An 18,842-nucleotide genomic window follows, 5' to 3' on the forward strand; every position below is an offset into this window, starting at 1 on the left:
TTCTGTATTGCGTTTATGCAAAAGCAATACACTTTATCAACCAAACTGTAAATTACTACCTTTGCCAAATGCGGTGTACCGCATTTTTCTTATGAAGATATTAGTTACCGGTACCGCCGGATTTATCGGATTTTTTGTAGCGATGCGGCTGGCTGAAGCCGGACATGATGTGGTAGGCGTAGATAACCTGAATGATTACTACGACGTTGCCCTGAAGCATGGCAGGCTGAGAGCTTCTGGCATCAATATCCATTTATTAACCAGCACCGCCCCTATCCAAAGCACCGTTTATCCTAACTACAGCTTTATCAAGCTAGATATCGCGGATAAAAACAAGGTAAAAGAACTGTTCGAGATTTATCGTTTTGATGCCGTTTGTCACCTGGCTGCCCAGGCGGGAGTACGATACTCCATTACTAATCCGTTCGATTACGCGTTGAGTAACCTTTCCGGATTTTTAAGTATCCTGGAAGGCTGCCGGCAGATAAAAGTGAAACACCTGGTGTATGCCAGCAGTTCCAGCGTGTACGGCTTAAATGCCAATACCCCATTCTCTGTACATGCAGGTGCCGATCATCCGGTTAGTCTTTACGCCGCCAGCAAAAAGAGCAACGAAATGATGGCCCATAGCTATAGTCATCTTTATAATATCCCGGTAACGGGTTTACGTTTCTTCACGGTGTATGGCCCATGGGGCCGCCCGGATATGGCGTACTTTAAGTTTGCCGATGCTATTATTAAAGGCGAACCGATCAACGTTTACAACAACGGCGAAATGCAGCGCGACTTTACATACGTAGATGACATCGTAGAAGGTGTGATCCGGGTAATAGACCAGCCTGCACAGGCAAATCCTGCTTGGGATAATAAACATCCGGATCCGGCTACGTCGAGCGCGCCGTACCGTTTATATAACATTGGAAACTCTTCGCCGGTTAAACTAATGGATTTTATAGAGGCGCTTGAAAATGCTATCGGCAAAAAGGCGGTAAAAAACATGCTGCCTATGCAATTGGGCGATGTTGTTTCGACAGATGCAGATATGAAAGACCTGGAGCAGGATTTCCATTATCACCCCAAAACGGATATCCAAACCGGGATTAACAGCTTTATCGATTGGTTCCGCAAGTTTTACAACGTCTGAAGCCCTGCTATTAAAGGTTAGCAAAACGGCGCCGATTTTTTATATTTTTGTCCTTATTCAATGGATATATCTGTAGTAGTACCCGCTTTTGACGAAGCTGAATCCCTGCCCGAACTTACCGCGTGGATTGCGCGGGTAATGGAAGCCCATAACTTTACTTACGAGGTAATTATTATTGATGATGGTAGCCGCGATACCACATGGGAAACCATTTGTCAGTTGCATCAACAGCACCCATCTGTGCATGGTATTAAGTTCCGCCGTAACTACGGTAAGTCAGCAGCTTTAAATACGGGTTTTGAGGCTGCTAAAGGTGATGTAATCATTACGATGGATGCTGACCTACAGGATAGCCCGGATGAAATTCCGGAACTGTACCGGATGATCATGGAAGAAAAGTACGACCTGGTTTCGGGTTGGAAGGCTAAACGCTATGATCCGGTAAGCAAAACTATCCCAACCAAGCTTTTTAATGCCGCTACGCGCAAAATGTCGGGTATTGATAACCTGCACGATTTTAATTGCGGACTGAAGTCATACCGCCGCGCCGTGGTGAAAAACATAGAGGTTTACGGCGAAATGCACCGATATATACCGGTGCTGGCAAAGTGGGCCGGCTTCAGGAATATTGGCGAGAAAGTAGTAGAACACCGTGCCCGCAAATACGGGAAGACGAAGTTTGGCATGAGCAGGTTTATTAATGGCTTTCTTGATCTGCTTTCGATATTCTTCGTCGGTAAGTTTGGTAAACGCCCTATGCACTTTTTTGGTACCATGGGTGTGTTGAGCTTTTTTATCGGTATGGTGATGGCCATCTGGATCATTGCAGAAAAACTTGAGCACATTGCCAATAACGAACCCTACCGTAATGCAACAGACAATCCCCTATTCTATTTTGCATTGGTAGCAATCATATTGGGTTCGCAACTGTTCCTAACCGGCTTTGTTGCCGAATTAGTATCCAGAAGCGCCAGTGACCGTAACAAGTACCAGATTGAGGAAACGGTGTAAATTTCGGATGTCGAAATTTTAATATCGAATTTTAACAATCAAAATAAAAACAGCTTAAAAAAGCCAGTAAATCCGAAATCGAACATTCGAAATCCGAAATGACAGAACTGTTTTTCTCCATCATCATTCCTTTATATAATCGTCCGCAGGAAATCAAAGAACTGTTGGAGTCGCTTTTGAAGCAGACTTACAGAAACTTTGAGGTGCTGTTAATTGAGGATGGTTCTGTTAACGATGCGGGCGAGATAGTTAAAAGCTTTGAAGATAAACTTAACCTGCGCTACTTTGTCAAGCAGAACGAAGGTCAGGGTTTTACGCGCAATTTTGGCTTTGAACGCGCCAAAGGCGATTACTTTGTGATCTTTGATTCAGATTGTATCATCCCCGAGAGATATCTCGAGATTGTTAATGATAGTCTTCAGCAAAATTGGCTGGATGCTTACGGCGGCCCTGATGACGCACATGCATCATTTACCGATGTACAGAAGGCCATCAGCTATTCCATGACCTCTCCCTTTACCACGGGCGGCATCCGGGGAAATAAAAAAGGGATCGGTCAGTTTCACCCGCGCAGTTTCAACATGGGCGTTTCGCGTAAGGTTTGGGAAACCGCCGGAGGATTTATCATCACCCGTTTAGGGGAAGATATTGAATACAGTATTCGTATACACAACCTGGGCTTCAAGATCGGGCTAATCCCCGAGGCTAAGGTTTACCATAAGCGGCGTACCAACTTTAAGCAGTTTTACAAACAGATCCATTTTTTTGGCCGTTCGAGGATCAACATTTACAAGTTCTTTCCATCAGAATTAAAGGCCGTGCATTTCTTTCCTGCGGTGTTTACGCTCGGCATGTTCATTGCCCTTATCGCAAACATTTTTCAATGGATGATTGCTCCTTTATGTAATGCGGTTATTATTATTTTCATATTGTTAATATTTTTTCATTCGCTGTCTAAAAACAAATCATTAAAAGTTGCATTTTTGAGCGTAATAGCTGCCTTTATTCAACTTATAGCCTATGGGTTGGGTTTTATGCAGGATTATTGGAAGCGCGTCATCTTAAAACGGTCTTAAGTAAAAATGTATCATCCTTTTACCATTGCAGAAACACTTAAATCGGCCTGGAGTGTCATCAAAAAGAATTACATCACACTGCTGGTTTATTCGGTAATATCGCTGGTACTTTATAAAGTAATTGAAGTAGTAACAAGCTTCATCCTGGTTTTTGACAACTATTACAGCCAGTTAATAGAAACCTTTGTGATGATGCTGGTACAGTCTTACCTTGCCTTAAGCTTTTACAGGCTTATTCTCACCTTGATGGACCGCGAGTATTACGAATTCTCTATAAAGGATATCATCCCCTCGCTGCGGATGGCTTTGTCGTTTATCACTATTGCTATTTTCTATGGCTTGCTGATTGTGCTTCTGGTGGTGATCAAAGATCTGCTTGCGGTAAGTCCAATTGCAGAGTTTATTGTAGATAAGCTGGAAATTATCGGTATTGCTTACCTGCTGCTCAGGTCTATATTTTGTTTATGCTTTATTGTCGATGAAGATTCGGGGCCAATTGATTCACTTAAGCAAAGCTTTTTTATTACAAACCACAACCTGTCAAGAATTTTCGGACTGGTGTTGATCGTTGTCGGTTTTATTGCAATATTGTTGTTAATTATCAACCTAATTATAACCTTGTTTTTTGATATCGAACAGAAACCCTACGTGGTTCGTATCGCCGGCATTTGCTGGATAGCTATTGCATTTCCTGTGGTACAGGTGATGATTATGGCTACTTACCGCAAACTGGTATACAGCCATCTGGACGTTGATGACGATGTCAGCGAAACACTTTAAACTATGGGTTTTAAATCGCTCGCCGGCAAGTTTTATGCGGGCATTGTACAAAAGCAGATAGAATATCAGCGCAAAAATGCGGTAAGTCTGCAACAGAAGATCTTTCTCTACATTGTTGGTGAAGCTGCTACAACCAAGTTTGGCACCGATCATGGCTTCAGTGACATTCAAACTTACGAAGACTTTAAGAAGCGGGTCCCGATACGCGACTATGAAGAGCTACGGCCTTATATAGACCGGGTGATCAGCGGCGAAGAGAATGTGCTGTGGCCAGGTACGCCTGCTTATCTTGCCAAAACTTCGGGCACTACTTCTGGTGTTAAATATATCCCTATTTCTAAACAAAGTATGCCAGAGCATATCACTGCCGCGCGTAACGCTTTGCTGAACTATGCTTATGAAACCGGCAATACCAGCGCTCTGGATGGCAAGATGATCTTTCTGCAAGGCAGCCCCGAGCTGTATGAACTAAATGGCATTCCTACCGGAAGACTGTCTGGCATTGTGGCCCACCATGTGCCCGGCTACCTGCAAAGTAACCGCATGCCCAGCTACACCACCAATTGTATAGATGATTGGGAAGAAAAGGTAGAAGCTATTGTAGGCGAAACTATTAAAGAGGATATGCGCCTCATCTCTGGTATACCACCTTGGTGCCAGATGTATTTTGATAGGTTGTCGGCACGCGCAGGCGGAAAAAAGATCAAAGACATCTTCCCGAACTTTAAGCTGTTTGTATATGGCGGTGTAAATTATGAACCTTACCGTGCACGAATTGAAGAAAGTATCGGTTTTAAGATAGATACGATAGAGACTTACCCTGCATCGGAAGGGTTCATTGCCTACCAGGATTCGCAGAAAGACAACAGTCTTTTGCTAATGGTGGACGCGGGTATCTTTTATGAATTTGTCCCGGCAGAGGAAATTTTCAACGAAAACCCTACGCGTTTGCAGTTGAAAGAGGTTGAACTGAACCGCAATTACGCACTGATCCTGAACACCAACGCTGGTTTATGGGGTTATAACATTGGCGATACAGTAAAATTCGTTTCAAAGAACCCTTACAAGATTGTAGTAACCGGCCGGATAAAACAGTTTATTTCTGCCTTTGGCGAACACGTAATTGTTGAGGAAGTAGAACAAGCCTTAATGGAAGTGGCCCGCAAAGAAGGTATTGATATTGTGGAGTTTACCGTTGCTCCGCAAATCACTCCGGCAGACGGTGGACTACCCTACCACGAATGGCTGATAGAATTTGGGCATGCCCCTTACGATCTGAAAGGCTTTGCTTTAAAGGTAGATCAGGCGCTGCAGGAAAAAAATATTTATTACAAAGACCTGATTAAGGGTAACATTTTGCAGCCTTTGATCGTCAAATCATTAAAGAAAAATTCGTTTGTTGACTACATGCGTATTATGGGTAAGTTAGGCGGCCAGAACAAGGTTCCGCGGATAGCAAACGACAGAAAAATTGCCGATCAGCTAACAAGATATATAACAAATTGATAACTTTAAATTCTGAAGTGGTTTTTAAGAGATGGAATTGTCATTTTCTTAAAGCTTCACAGAATGGCATCTCATGTCTTCAATAACTAACAAAGTTAAAAATATAGCAATCTTAGGCTCGACGGGTAGTATCGGTACCCAGTCGCTCGAAGTAATTGCCGCCAACCCCGAACTTTTTCAAGCCGTTGTACTTACCGCGCAGAATAATGCCGAATTACTGATCGAGCAATGCCGTCAGTTTTCACCGGATTATGCTGTCATCTGTAATGAAAGCAAGTACGAACAGGTGAAGCAGGCCCTATCAGGTACGTTAACCAAAGTATTAAGCGGATACGAAAGCATAAAGGAGATTGTTTCCCTGCCCGAGATTGACATCGTTGTAACGGCTATGGTAGGCTTCTCCGGCCTGGAACCGACGATCAACGCCATTAAAGCAGGCAAAGATATTGCACTGGCTAATAAAGAAACGCTGGTGGTTGCAGGTGAACTGGTTACTGCACTGGCCGAAAAGCATGGCGTAAAGCTGCTTCCGGTAGATTCTGAACACTCGGCTATTTTCCAATGCCTGGCAGGTGAAGAAAATAACCCGATCGAGAAAATCATTATTACCGCTTCCGGCGGGCCTTTCCGTGGTAAAGACCGTACCCTGCTGGCCGATGTAACGCGCGAACAGGCACTGAAACATCCGAATTGGGTAATGGGCGCTAAAATAACTATCGACTCTGCTTCGTTAATGAACAAAGGGTTGGAAGTGATTGAAGCAAAGTGGTTGTTTAACCTGGATATTGACCAGATTGAAGTGGTGGTGCACCCACAGTCGATCATTCACTCGATGGTTCAGTTCCGCGACGGTTCTATCAAGGCGCAAATGGGCTTACCCGATATGAAGCTGCCCATACAATATGCGCTGGCCTATCCCAATCGTGTAGATAATAACTTCAAACGTTTTGATTTCACGGCCTACCCTAACCTCACCTTCGAAAAGCCCGACACCGATACTTTCCGCAACCTTGATCTTGCCTTTACGGCATTAAAAGCAGGCGGTAACGCACCTTGTATCATTAATGCGGCAAATGAAATTGCCGTAGCCGGGTTTTTGAACAACGAGGTTGGCTTTCTGGCCATGAGCGATGTGATTGAATCCTGTTTACAGCAATTACCGTATATTGAACAACCGTCTCTTGATGACTATTTGAATACAGATAAAGAAACACGCATATTAGCACAACACTTGGTGCAAAAACAGCCCAGAGTGATAACCTTTTGATTTTTGATAAATAACGAATGAGTATAGTGATTATGGTTGGCCAGTTGATTCTTGGCCTCTCAATTTTAGTAATTCTGCACGAGCTTGGACACTTCTTGGCGGCTCGTGCCTTCGGAATTAAAGTAGAGAAGTTTTATCTGTTCTTCGACGCCTGGAATATTAAGTTATTCAAATACAATTATAAAGGGGTAGAATACGGTATCGGCTGGCTTCCGTTAGGTGGCTATGTGAAAATTGCCGGTATGATTGACGAATCAATGGATACCGAACAAATGGCCGGTCCGCCCCAACCATGGGAGTTCCGCTCCAAACCGGCCTGGCAACGTCTAATCGTGATGCTTGGTGGTGTAACGGTAAACATTATCCTGGGTATTATTATCTTCTGGATGCTGACCGTAAAATATGGCGAAAGCTATATCCCTAACGATAGTATTAAATATGGCATTGTACCCGGTAAAATTGGTAAAGAAATTGGCCTGAAAGCTGGTGATAAGATCACCGAGGTTAATGGAAAGACTGTAGAGCGTTTCGAAGAACTGGTAAGTTCAAAAGTACTGTTGGGTAATACCCAGCTAACCGTGCTGCGCGATGGCAAGGAATTGAAACTGATGGTGCCTGCCAATATCCTGAATGAGGTGTCTGATTATGGCGTTGGCGAGTTCATCACGCTGCGGAGCAAGTTCCGGATTGATTCTGTTGTGGCGCAAAGCAACGCGGCTAAAGCTGGGCTGCTTAAGGGGGATAGTATCAAGGCTGTTAACGGTGTGCCTGTTACCTTCTCAGATGAACTGAAGGCAGAGATGCAGAAGTATAAGAACAAAGAGGTGACGCTTACCGTGAAACGCCAGAATAAAGAGATGCCTGTTACCGCTGCAGTAAACAAAGAGGGCTCACTTGGCTTTGTAGACGGCCGCTGGGGCATTAAACTTTCTGCAGACGAGCCTAATATCAAAACCGTGAATTTCGGCTTCCTGCAATCGCTGCCTGTTGGGGCATCTAAAGCCTGGGGAACGTTCACAGATAACGCCAAAGGTTTAGGCAAGGTGTTTAAAGGCGAGGTAAAAGCAAATAAAGCATTTACAGGGCCGGTAGGTATTGCCACCATGTTTGGTTCACATATCGACTGGGCTCGTTTCTGGAGCCTGGTAGGCTTGCTTTCTATGGCGCTGGCATTAATGAACCTGTTACCAATCCCGGCGCTGGATGGTGGCCATGCTTTATTCCTGATCATCGAGATGATTAAGGGTAAGCCGCTCAGCGATAAATTCCTGGAACGCGCGCAGATCGTTGGTTTCGTGATCCTGGTTACGTTGATGGTATTTGTATTCGGTAACGATATCTTAAAACACGTGGTGAAGAAATAACACCGCTTGTTATATCCATACAGAGGCTGCCCATAAGGCGGCCTTTTTTGTGCAAATAGCTTTTTTTAAGCTACAAATACTTATTCTACCAATAAATGACTAATGCCCAATGCCAATGGATTAATTACCAAATGACTAATGCCCAATGACGTGAAATTGGTGGCTGGCAAAAACCAGTTCGCCATGTCTGCCGGGACTGCCGCATTTACCACATTCGCCACATTTACCGGGTCTGCCATAGGTTTTCTAACTTTTAAGTCAGGATTACTGCCATGATCATGACACTGCTTGAAATTGTCAATGTTATGTAAGGGTTTAGCGCTATCGTTTGTTAAAACTGCCGCAGAAAAAGAGACCATGCAGTTTTTTCTATCTTTGGCGCGACAATTTAATGATGGAAGTAAACAAAAAGATAAGCGATTTACTTGCAGCGACTGCAGGCACGCGTGAGCAACTCATCAACCACCCGCTATACCAAAAGCTAAATACCTTAGAACACCTGCAGGTGTTTATGGAACTGCACTGCTTTGCCGTGTTGGACTTCATGTCTCTTTTAAAAGCGCTTCAGCAGCAATTAACCTGTACCGTTGTGCCATGGCTGCCGACTGGAAACGCCAATACCCGTTACCTGATCAATGAGATTGTAACCGGCGAAGAAAGCGATGTTGACGAAGCCGGAAACCGGGCAAGTCACTTTGAATTATATCTTCGGGCCATGCAGCAGGCCGGGGCCGATACCCAGGCTATCGATCAGTTTATTGGTTTACTAAGCGCAGGAAGATCTGTAGAAGAAGCATTGAATGGTGTTGAAGCGCCCGATGCGGCGAAGGCGTTTGTACGCCATACCTTCCGGGTAATTGCTACAGGTAAACCGCACGTGATTGCTGCGGTGTTTACCTTTGGCCGCGAGGACCTGATCCCATCCATCTTTATTGAACTGGTGCGCGAGATTGCAGCGGCGTTTCCAAACCGCGTAGATATTCTGCGATACTACCTGGAAAGGCACATCGAGGTTGATGGCGACCATCATACTCATTTAGCCTACCAGATGACTGCGGAACTTTGCGGCGATGATGAGGCTAAATGGCAGGAAGCTACCGAGGCTGCAAACGCAGCATTACAGGCACGCCTGGCTTTATGGAATGGCGTGATCGCTTGCCTGGATAACAGCCTTACTGCTATCCAGTAAGAGACTAAAAATATATGGAGTTACAGTTTTGAATTACTCAAACTGTAGCTCCCACTGGTTTTCCCCGCCGTCAACAACGCGGAATATTCTTTTTTCTACGCTTTTGCTGCCATCGGCAGATTCGATACGCACAACCTCATGGTCGTGGAATTCTTCGCTCATAGGTACTACCAATGTACTTAAATGTTCAGGATTTCCGGGAACTGTGATCGTTTTCATAATGCTTCTTTCTAATATCTCATTATACAATTTGTTAAGATGATATGTTTTTCAACTGATAGTAACTTATCTATCCGCTGACATTTCATAACACTGGTTGGCAATCTCCAACTCTTCATTGGTTGGAATGATCAGCACCTTAACCGCGCTATCACCGCTACTGATTTCTCTTATGCCTTTCGCAGCCAGTCCATTCTTCTCTTCGTCGAAATCAACGCCCAAATATTGCAGATCGCTGCAAACCAACTTACGTACAAGGGCATCGTTCTCCCCCACACCTGCGGTAAATACAATAGCATCTACCCCATTTAAAGCAGCAGCATAGGCGCCAATGTATTTCTTAATGCGATAGGCATACATATCATAGGCTAACTTAGCTTCTGCATCTCCTTCCTGTATCCGGGCCCTTACGTCGCGCATATCGCTAAAGCCTGTTAAACCCAGCATTCCGCTGCGCTTATTTAACAGGTTACTTACCTGTTCTATATCATAACCCAATTGGTTCACAAGGTAAAAAACGATAGTTGGGTCTATACTGCCAGAGCGTGTACCCATAATCAACCCTTCTAACGGGCCAAACCCCATGCTGGTATCAATGGCTTTGCCGTTCTTTATAGCACTGATACTGCAACCATTACCCAGGTGTACGGTAATAATCCGGCTGTAGCTTTTGTTAAGATATGCTGCCGCCTGCGCCGAAACATATTTATGGCTGGTGCCATGAAAGCCATAAACGCGGATGTTGTAATCCTTGTAATAGGCTGTCGGGATGGCATAGCGGTAAGCTTCAGCAGGTAAAGTTTGGAAAAAGGCAGTGTCAAATACACCGATCTGCGTTGCCCTGTCAAAGATTTTCCCGGCCACTTCTATCCCTAAAAATGCGGATGGGTTATGCAGTGGCGCTAATTGGAAGGTTTGCTTTAGTTTTTCTTTCACTTCGGACGTAATTACCGTCGTGGTGGTGAAAAACTCCCCGCCATGAACAATACGGTGACCAACGATATCAATTTCAGCCGGGTTACTGATCACACCGACCTTTGCATCCATTAATAAAGTATTCACTTCTTTTAACGCCGCCTCATGGTCGGCTATTTCCATCGACAAGCTTACGGCATGTTCTTCGCCATTTATTTGCGCTTTATAATTAATGGTTGAGGTTTCTAATCCAATCCTATCTACCATACCCGTACAAACAGGCGTAGTTGAAGGCATCCTGAAGAATTGATATTTGATAGAGCTACTGCCCGAGTTAACTACAAGAATATTCATTTACTAAATAGGTATATTATTTGTCCTGGCACTGTATGGCCGTAATAATTACGGTATTAAAAACATCGTCGACGGTACAGCCGCGGCTTAAATCGTTCACGGGTTTATTTAAGCCCTGCAACATCGGCCCGATTGCCAGTGCACCTGTTTCGCGTTGTACAGCTTTGTAGGTGTTGTTACCAGTATTCAGATCGGGGAAGATCAAAACGCTTGCCTTTCCGGCCACTTCAGAACCCGGCATTTTGCTTTGTCCTACCACCGGATCCACCGCAGCATCATATTGTATCGGCCCTTCTATTTTCAGGTCAGGGCGTTTTGCTTTGACAATTTCCGTAGCTCGGCGTACCTTTTCCACGTCCTCCCCTTCGCCCGAAGTGCCTGACGAATACGAAAGCATGGCCACCCGTGGTTCTATCCCGAAACGCTGACCGCTTTCTGCCGATGAAATTGCAATTTCCGCCAGCTGCTCGGCAGTCGGGTTAGGGTTAACCGCACAATCACCAAACACAGAAACACGGTCTGGCAGGCACATGAAGAACACCGAGGAGACCACCGAAATACCCGGCTTGGTTTTAACAAATTGTAACGCCGGGCGAATGGTATGCTGCGTAGTATGCACCGCACCGGATACCATGCCATCTGCCACGCCCTTGTAAACCATCATGGTGCCGAAGTACGAAACGTCGGTCATCATATCCCGGGCCATCTCCATGTTGACGTTTTTATTCTTACGCAGTTCGTAAAGGGTATTCACAAAATCGTCGTAATAATCGCTGTTGTGCGGATCGATGATGGCAATTTTACTCAGGTCGAGGTTGATATCCAGCCGGGTAATGATGTTTTGAATTTCTTCCGGGTTACCCAGCAGCGTTAAACGCACAATGTCCTGGGCAAGCAACCGGGCAGCAGCCTTCAATATCCTTTCATCCGTTCCTTCGGGCAGCACAATGTGTTTTTTGTCGCTCTTGGCCCAACTGGTGATCTGGTACTGGAACATGCGCGGCGTAATGCCCGAAGGTGTAAACGTAACCAATCGCTTATCCAGCTCTGATACATTTACATACTTGTTGAACGTATCGATAGCCAGTTGAATTTTTTTGGTATCGCCGCTGGAAATTTTCGAACGAATGGCACCTACAATATTACTGGTCTCGAACGTGCCGGTTTTTACGGCTATGATGGGAACGACGGTTTGCAAGCCTTCTATCAACCTAACAATCGGCTTTTCGGGCTGGTACCCTGCGGTTAACACAATACCGGACACCTTTGGGTAACTGGTAGATAAATTTGCCTGTAACGCACTGATCATGATATCGCCACGGTCGCCCGGAGTAACGATCAGCACATTTTCTTTCAGATAATTTAAAAAATTAGGTACCTGCATGGCACCGGTAACGAAGTTATCTACCTGGTTAGCCAGGTGCTCTTTTCCAAATAACAGCTTACCGCCCAGCCTTTCCAGCACTTCTTTCATGGTTGGGTTCTGCAGGCTTTTATTTTCAGGAATCACCGAGACCAGTATTTCAGAAGATACCTGGTTGGTCAGCAGTTCCTGTACGTCCTGCGCGCTTTCGGGGCTGATCTTATTGGCCACAATCGCCATTACCTGTATTTCGCGCAGCTCGAAGTTACGGATAGTGGTTAATGCGCCATTAACTACCTGCGCGGTGGTTTTATTTTCACCCGAGATCACTACAATTACCGGTGCGCGCAGGTTCTTGGCTATCTGGGCGTTAATCTCAAACTCAAATGCGGTACCCTCACCGCGGTAATCCGTACCTTCAACTACCGTAAAATCATATTTTTCCTCCAGGTACTTAAACTTTCGGATAATGGTATCGATCATTTCACCCTGGCTTTCGGTATCTACCTGTCGCATGGCCTCGGCCCAGGTTAAGGCGTTGGTATCTTCGTAAGCAATAGGCAGATCGAAATTCGAAAGAATAGTATCGATATGGCTGTCTTTCTTTTGCTCACCGGTATCAGAGGTGATGGGCTTAAAGAATCCTATTTTCTGGGCTTTGCCTAATAGCATATTCACAAGCCCAAGTGAAACCAGCGATTTACCGCTGTAAGGCTCTGTACTGGCTACAAAAACGGTTTTGATCATAAATTAAATTTGGAGAGCAAAAGCAATAACAAGCTGCTGCTGTGAAAGACAAATTAAAGCGTAAAAGTTTTTAATTGCAGAAGTTTAAATGAAAATATTTAACAAGGGTTTTTCCAATGGTTTAGCTTAGTCACATCTACAAACAAAAACGCCGGGAACAAGCCCGGCGCGTAATGTAGAAGCAGGATAATTAGTCTTCGTTTACGAAAGAACGTAACATCCAGGTATTCTTTTCTTTGAATTGCATAAAGCGGTTCACCATGTCGTTAGTACCGTCGTCACTGGCATCAGCAGTGATCGTCAATAGTTCGCGCTCCATTTCAATAAGGGCGGCCATGTCTTCAATAAGTGCTTTTACCATATCCACGTCAACCATACCAATGGTATTTACTTCCTTAATGCTCGATTTGGCGATGTAATCTGCAAAAGTGCTGATCGGTGGCTTTCCAAGGGTTAAGATACGCTCGGCAAGTTCGTCGATGGTGGTAAGCGCTGCGGTATATAATTCTTCGAATTTAGCGTGCAGGGTAAAAAAGCTTTTCCCTTTTACGTTCCAGTGGCAACCTCTTAATTTTTGATAGTGGATGTGGTAGTTGGCCAGCAGGTCGTTCAGGTGGTCTGCTACGTTGCGTGCCTCTTTTTCTTCGAGGCTGATTTCTTTTGCGTCCATAAATGTGATTGTAGTTAATTGAACAACAGAGGTTGAATTTCTTTGTTTAGCGCAAAACTAAGTTCTGTGCCTGTAATAATTCTCATATTTGCGTTAATTTATGAGTATTGCAGAAACGATAGCGGTAAACTTTTCCTCGCCAATCTGGCGAATGCAGATTGATGAATCTGAAGATCTTCTTTTTGTTGAAGTGAGAAATACGGCAGAGAAACAGGTGAGTTTTTCGGGCCTGGACCTGAAGACCGGTGCCATTACTTTTAAAGATCTGGTGATGCCCGAACGTTGGCTAACCGGAATGGAGGCCGCTACCGGCGGCGTTTTGCTTTTGCATGGCTTTCAATCCGAAAAATTGCCCCTGCACAAAGGGTTGACTGCTTTAGATGGACGAACAGGAGAAATTTTGTGGGCAGATTATAACCTTAATTACGATAGCCATACAACAAAATCATTTATAGTTTATGACGCCCGTTTTCAACCTAAAAAGACTTTTCAAATTCATCCTTTAACCGGGGAGCGGCTTGCTGATAGTGAATCAGATGACCAGATCAATAGCGAGATTAAGCTACCGGAAATTGTAGACGCAAACCTGATTTCGCTTCCCCTACCCGTGGCACCCCACGGAAATGCTATACATTATCTAAGGCACAATGAATTTGAAATTGTATCTTTGCACGCGCTAAATAACGGTCGTTTTAACCAGTATTTATACGTGTTTAACGGCGAAAAGCAGGTGGTTTACCAGGATATTGTGAATGAGGAAATACAAAAACTGCAACCCGAAGCGTTCATTAGCTATAAAAATCAATTGATCTGGCTTAAAAACCAACATAGTTTAAAAGTCGTGAACTTATAATTTGAAGTTAAAGCTCTTAAAATGAATTTTAAAGCATTACTGCTCCTTTGTTCTTTTTTTACCTTTTCGGCCGCAGCGCTTGCCAGGCCATTAGTAGATTCTACCGGAGTAGAGAATCAGAACGGTAAAAAAGTAATTCTTCATAAGGTAGACCCTAAAGATACCTATTATTCTATTGCGCGCCGTTACGGTGTAAAGCCGCAGGCGGTAATTCAGTTCAACGCGAACACCCCTTTACAGCCGGGTAACTTGGTAAAAGTACCTACAGAGCAGCCTTTTGTACAAGCCGCTGCTAACAATCAACCCGCAGCACAAACTCAGGCGCCTGTTTCAGATGCGAGCGGTACCATTATCCAGTATAAAGTTCAGCAGCACGAATATCTGTATGGTTTAGCCAAAAGATTCGGAACTACTGTTGAGGATATCAAGAAACTGAACAATCTGCAGTCTAACGCTTTAACTCCGGGACAAACTTTGCAAATCCGCCAGGGCGTGGGCACAGCACCCGTATCTGCCCCGGCTACCACACCAACCCAGCCGCAACCGTCTGAACCGCAGCAGGTGGTGCCTCAGAACCAGATCCCGCCAAGAAACGCAACTAACCCAAATGATACCGCTAAACGCGATACTACGCACATGGGTATTGCAGATAGTTTAGCCATGCACAAAGCCGGTACCAAGTACGGGTTGTACGAAAAGAACGAACACGGCGTAGCTACCTGGATGGATGATGCTTCGCTGGATGCCAACAAAAAACTGATCTTACACCGCACCGCTCCTATCGGTACGGTAATGAAAATAACCAACCCGATGACTAACCGTACTACTTTTGCCAAAGTAGTAGGCAGATTTACTGATAATGAATCAACTAAAGATGTTATTATTGTAATGACCAAAAACGTTGCCGAATCTTTAGGCGCATTGGACAAACGTTTCCGGGTAAATATCAGTTACGGCGTAGCTAATGAATAAACCTTATATTATTGGAGTTGCAGGTGGCAGCGGCTCCGGAAAGACTTTTTTTTTGAAATGTTTTCTCGAACATTTTAAACCAGAGGAAGTATGCCTGGTATCACAGGATGATTATTATATCCCAGTAGCACATGAAATGACACCGGAAGAAAATAAGCTATACAATTTCGATCTTCCGCATACGATAGATAACGAACATTTTTTCGATGATATTGAAAAGCTGGTTCGTTACGAAACTGTATACAAGCAAGAGTATACGTTTAACAACCCCAATGCCGTCCCTAAGACGCTTGAAGTGAAGCCTGCGCCTATCCTGATTGTGGAAGGTTTATTCATTCTGCACTTTAAGGAAATTGCACATCTGCTTGATCTGAAAATATTTATTGATACCGAAGAAGACATCGCATTGCAACGCCGTTTAAAACGCGACCTGCTGGAACGCGGCTATTCGCACGATGATGTGATGTACAAATGGGTGAACCATGTTGTGCCTGCCTATAAAGAATTCCTGCTGCCATATAAGGATGAATGCGATAAGGTGATCACCAATAACACGCATGTAGCGGAAGATATTATTAGTATCACTGAAGAGATTTCTAAAGACCTGCGTGAACGAGTATTGCCAGCGTAGTTAAAAGCTTGACCATAATATGGAAGCATTTAGCATCCGGTTATTTACCCCTGATGAACTTCATCGGTACAAAGCTATCCGCTTGGAGGCGTTGCGTTTGGAACCGGGTGTTTTTGGAAGTAAGTATCAGACAGAATCTGAATTACCTGACGAAGTATGGTATTCGCGCACCTTTAACGATTTTGTTGCTTTTTGGGGACTTTTTAATCCGGATGGTGAGCTGATTGGCACTACCGGCATTGTGGTTAACCGGGAGCAACCGGACGAAGCAACCTTTGTTGGTTCATACATCAAAAAAGAATATCGCGGTATTGGGTTAACCCGGTTACTCTACCGCGCACGCCTGGAATGGGCAAGGCAACGCGCGTTAAAGAAGTTACTGATCGGCCACCGGGCGGGTAATGTAGCGTCAAAAAAAGCCATGATCGCCCACGGCTTCACCTATACGCATGCCGAAGCTAAGCACTGGCCAGACGGTCAATCTGAAGATATGCTGCACTACCAACTGCTAATCTAAGACTACAGCATCATTTCAGTGATATCGCCTTCCACAATCAGCTTTCCCGCTGTAGCTTGTTGGATATCTTCAACCGTAATTCCGGGCGCTCTTTCCAATAGCTTAAAACCACCTTCGGTCAACACATCGAAAACGCCCAGTTCGGTCACGATTTTCTTTACGCATTTAACACCTGTTAAAGGCAGGGTACATTTCGGCAACAGTTTAGATTCGCCGGCTTTGTTCACATGCTGCATGGCTACGATGATATTTTCGGCAGAGGCCACTAAGTCCATTGCGCCACCCATCCCTTTTACCATTTTCCCGGGGATCTTCCAGTTAGCAATGTCGCCGTTTTCAGAAACTTCCATTGCCCCTAAAATGGTCAGGTTTACTTTCTTAGCACGGATCATCCCGAAGCTCATGGCTGAATCAAAAATGGCTGATCCCGGCAGCATGGTGATTGTCTGCTTACCCGCGTTGATGGTATCAGGGTCTTCCCCCCCTTCGTAAGGAAACGGCCCCATTCCAAGTAACCCATTTTCCGACTGTAATACCACGTCCATTTCTTCCGGGATATAATTAGCAACCAGGGTTGGGATACCAATACCCAGGTTAACGTAAAATCCGTCTTTTATTTCTCGCGCTATTCTTTTAGCGATATCTTCTTTATTAAGCATGTAGTCCTATTTTTGATTTGAAAGCCCCTCCCAACCCTCCCCGGAAGGGAGGGCTTTTTAGAGCTATTTCTTATTCAGCTATGTATCAAATTTGCATTTGCACATCCGCATATCTGCACATCAATTAATCATCTCTCACTCACCGTTCGTTTTTCAATTCTTTTCTCGTAGTTCTTACCCTGAAAAATCCGGTGAACATAAATACCTGGTGTATGTACATGGTCAGGATCTAACTCACCCGGTTCTACCAGCTCCTCTACTTCAGCAATAGTGATCTTGCCGGCCATTGCCATCACAGGGTTAAAGTTACGGGCGGTGGAACGGTAAACAAGGTTACCCATAGTATCACCTTTCCAAGCCTTAACAATAGCAAAATCGGCATCAAACGCCATTTCCATCAGGTAATCCTTCCCATTAAAATTCCTGATCTCTTTTCCTTCCGCCACTTCGGTACCTATACCGGCTGGCGTGAATATCGCAGGCATACCGTAACCGGCAGCCATACAACGGGTAGCCAGTGTGCCTTGAGGTATCAGTTCCACTTCCAGTTCGCCGCTCAGTAATTGCCGTTCAAACTCGGCGTTCTCGCCCACGTATGACGAGATCATCTTTTTTACCTGCCGGTTCTTCAGCATCAGCCCGATGCCAAAATCGTCCACCCCGGCATTATTAGAAATGCAGGTTAAATCTTTAATGCCACTGTTTACCAGGGCTGCAATACAATTTTCTGGAAGTCCGCACAGGCCAAAGCCACCCAGCATCAGGGTCATACCATCGCTGATGCCTTTGATGGCAGTATCTGCATCTTTAACAACTTTATTCATCCGGCTTATAATTGGTGTGGCTAAGTTAACAGGATAAACAGCTTTGCACAACCCCTGCCATTGTTAAACCCGCTAAAACAAAAAAGTAGTTGCCGGGCTTATAACTATATCAATTATTTCAATTATGATAAACGAGAGCGATGCAAAAGATCAGCATAATTACCCGCATCATACCGTGCAGGGTGACGATGCGCCTGCGGGGGGATATAAAGTTGAAGACGATGGTAACCTTACCGAGAAGGATTTAAAACGTACCTATATATTTGGTGATAGCGAACCGGTTGATGCAGATCAGCCGGGCATGGAAAGCCATGGGTACGGCGGACAGAACTTCGGAGAAAGCAGTGTGACCACTTCTGGCGATGATCCGGCTAACCCGTCAAGGAATGCAGGTTACGATAACGATTACTTTAAACGTACCGAGCCTGCTGAAGAACACCCTGAGTTGAATAATTTTAAGGTGAAAGACCAGCAGGGAGCGCCCGACCCCGATCAGGGTGGATCATCTACTAATACCGAAAAGTACCAAGAGGGCACTGCTGATTACGACGGCGGAACCATCACCGGCGGGCAAGGTGAGAAAACCAGCACGGATAACGGCGCCACGAGTGAAGAAGCCGATGCTGCAAATAACGACCAGCATAAAATCGGTGAACAAAACCAAACCGAGCCAGGCAAAGCCCGCTACGATAAGGATTACGACCGAGGGCCGGATTACGGCAGTAACAGCCCGGACGATAACAAAGGCCATATCGAGACCTGATAAAATAAGCAAGCCCTT

At 44.8% G+C, this 18,842-nt stretch carries 20 protein-coding genes; 13 read left to right on the forward strand and 7 right to left on the reverse strand.

Annotated features, from left to right (window positions below; genetic code table 11):
• Positions 1-91 precede the first annotated feature (91 nt).
• The 7 genes from MUY27_RS07845 to rseP all read left to right on the forward strand — a co-directional run bounded on the left by MUY27_RS07845 (position 92) and on the right by rseP (position 8,148).
• On the forward strand, positions 92-1,144 hold the full coding sequence (locus MUY27_RS07845; RefSeq protein ID WP_245129453.1) for an NAD-dependent epimerase: 1,053 nt from the start codon (positions 92-94) through the stop codon (positions 1,142-1,144).
• A 60-nt stretch (positions 1,145-1,204) separates the two neighbouring features.
• A complete protein-coding gene (locus MUY27_RS07850; protein WP_245129454.1) occupies positions 1,205-2,155 on the forward strand; it encodes a glycosyltransferase family 2 protein in 951 nt (316 codons plus the stop codon).
• Between the two features lie 107 nt (positions 2,156-2,262).
• Entirely contained in the window at positions 2,263-3,231 is a 969-nt protein-coding gene (locus MUY27_RS07855; RefSeq protein ID WP_245129773.1) for a glycosyltransferase family 2 protein, read from the forward strand.
• Between the two features lie 6 nt (positions 3,232-3,237).
• Complete coding sequence (locus MUY27_RS07860; protein WP_245129455.1) at positions 3,238-4,011, forward strand: DUF7847 domain-containing protein; 774 nt, start codon at positions 3,238-3,240, stop codon at positions 4,009-4,011.
• 3 nt (positions 4,012-4,014) lie between these two features.
• A complete protein-coding gene (locus MUY27_RS07865) occupies positions 4,015-5,517 on the forward strand; it encodes a GH3 auxin-responsive promoter family protein (RefSeq protein ID WP_245129456.1) in 1,503 nt (500 codons plus the stop codon).
• 73 nt (positions 5,518-5,590) lie between these two features.
• Positions 5,591-6,784: a 1-deoxy-D-xylulose-5-phosphate reductoisomerase gene (locus MUY27_RS07870; RefSeq protein WP_245129457.1), complete on the forward strand. Its 1,194-nt coding sequence runs from the start codon at positions 5,591-5,593 to the stop codon at positions 6,782-6,784.
• Positions 6,785-6,801: 17 nt separating this feature from the next.
• Positions 6,802-8,148: an RIP metalloprotease RseP gene (gene rseP, locus MUY27_RS07875; RefSeq protein WP_245129458.1), complete on the forward strand. Its 1,347-nt coding sequence runs from the start codon at positions 6,802-6,804 to the stop codon at positions 8,146-8,148.
• Positions 8,149-8,228: 80 nt separating this feature from the next.
• Here rseP and MUY27_RS07880 read toward each other — a convergent pair whose 3' ends face one another.
• Positions 8,229-8,387 (reverse strand): hypothetical protein, encoded by a 159-nt coding sequence (locus MUY27_RS07880; RefSeq protein ID WP_245129459.1) that lies wholly within the window; start codon positions 8,385-8,387, stop codon positions 8,229-8,231.
• A 152-nt stretch (positions 8,388-8,539) separates the two neighbouring features.
• On the opposite strand from MUY27_RS07880, the gene MUY27_RS07885 reads away from it, so the two are divergent.
• Positions 8,540-9,337, forward strand: coding sequence for a DUF3050 domain-containing protein (locus MUY27_RS07885; RefSeq protein WP_338042656.1), 798 nt, complete (start codon positions 8,540-8,542; stop codon positions 9,335-9,337).
• Between the two features lie 33 nt (positions 9,338-9,370).
• On the opposite strand, the gene MUY27_RS07890 is transcribed toward MUY27_RS07885, so the two are convergent.
• The 4 genes from MUY27_RS07890 to MUY27_RS07905 form a co-directional block, all read right to left on the reverse strand.
• The gene (locus tag MUY27_RS07890; RefSeq protein WP_245129460.1) at positions 9,371-9,556 is read right to left on the reverse strand and encodes a hypothetical protein; all 186 of its coding nucleotides are present in this window, start codon (positions 9,554-9,556) and stop codon (positions 9,371-9,373) included.
• Positions 9,557-9,622: 66 nt separating this feature from the next.
• On the reverse strand, positions 9,623-10,825 hold the full coding sequence (locus tag MUY27_RS07895) for an acetate/propionate family kinase (RefSeq protein ID WP_245129461.1): 1,203 nt from the start codon (positions 10,823-10,825) through the stop codon (positions 9,623-9,625).
• A gap of 16 nt (positions 10,826-10,841) precedes the next feature.
• Positions 10,842-12,935, reverse strand: a complete 2,094-nt coding sequence (pta, locus tag MUY27_RS07900) for a phosphate acetyltransferase (RefSeq protein ID WP_245129462.1) — start codon at positions 12,933-12,935, stop codon at positions 10,842-10,844.
• 190 nt (positions 12,936-13,125) lie between these two features.
• Positions 13,126-13,605, reverse strand: a complete 480-nt coding sequence (locus tag MUY27_RS07905; RefSeq protein ID WP_245129463.1) for a Dps family protein — start codon at positions 13,603-13,605, stop codon at positions 13,126-13,128.
• Positions 13,606-13,705: 100 nt separating this feature from the next.
• Here MUY27_RS07905 and MUY27_RS07910 point away from each other — a divergent pair, with 100 nt between their 5' ends.
• From MUY27_RS07910 to MUY27_RS07925, 4 genes are read left to right on the forward strand one after another with little or no spacing between them, the layout of a single operon-like run.
• Complete coding sequence (locus MUY27_RS07910; RefSeq protein WP_245129464.1) at positions 13,706-14,458, forward strand: DUF4905 domain-containing protein; 753 nt, start codon at positions 13,706-13,708, stop codon at positions 14,456-14,458.
• Positions 14,459-14,479: 21 nt separating this feature from the next.
• Positions 14,480-15,430: a DPBB and LysM peptidoglycan-binding domain-containing protein gene (locus tag MUY27_RS07915; RefSeq protein ID WP_245129465.1), complete on the forward strand. Its 951-nt coding sequence runs from the start codon at positions 14,480-14,482 to the stop codon at positions 15,428-15,430.
• Positions 15,423-16,061: a uridine kinase family protein gene (locus MUY27_RS07920; RefSeq protein ID WP_245129466.1), complete on the forward strand. Its 639-nt coding sequence runs from the start codon at positions 15,423-15,425 to the stop codon at positions 16,059-16,061. The genes MUY27_RS07915 and MUY27_RS07920 overlap by 8 nt, the downstream gene beginning before the upstream one ends.
• 19 nt (positions 16,062-16,080) lie before the next feature.
• On the forward strand, positions 16,081-16,578 hold the full coding sequence (locus tag MUY27_RS07925; protein ID WP_245129467.1) for a GNAT family N-acetyltransferase: 498 nt from the start codon (positions 16,081-16,083) through the stop codon (positions 16,576-16,578).
• A 2-nt stretch (positions 16,579-16,580) separates the two neighbouring features.
• On the opposite strand, the gene MUY27_RS07930 is transcribed toward MUY27_RS07925, so the two are convergent.
• Complete coding sequence (locus MUY27_RS07930; protein ID WP_245129468.1) at positions 16,581-17,237, reverse strand: CoA transferase subunit B; 657 nt, start codon at positions 17,235-17,237, stop codon at positions 16,581-16,583.
• Positions 17,238-17,365: 128 nt separating this feature from the next.
• A complete protein-coding gene (locus MUY27_RS07935; protein WP_245129469.1) occupies positions 17,366-18,061 on the reverse strand; it encodes a CoA transferase subunit A in 696 nt (231 codons plus the stop codon).
• A gap of 124 nt (positions 18,062-18,185) precedes the next feature.
• Between MUY27_RS07935 and MUY27_RS07940 the strand changes: the two genes are divergently transcribed.
• Positions 18,186-18,824: a hypothetical protein gene (locus tag MUY27_RS07940; protein ID WP_245129470.1), complete on the forward strand. Its 639-nt coding sequence runs from the start codon at positions 18,186-18,188 to the stop codon at positions 18,822-18,824.
• The last annotated feature ends 18 nt before the right edge of the window (positions 18,825-18,842 follow it).

The organism is Mucilaginibacter straminoryzae (assembly GCF_022953055.1).
In the GTDB taxonomy this organism is placed as follows: Bacteria; Bacteroidota; Bacteroidia; order Sphingobacteriales; family Sphingobacteriaceae; genus Mucilaginibacter; species Mucilaginibacter straminoryzae.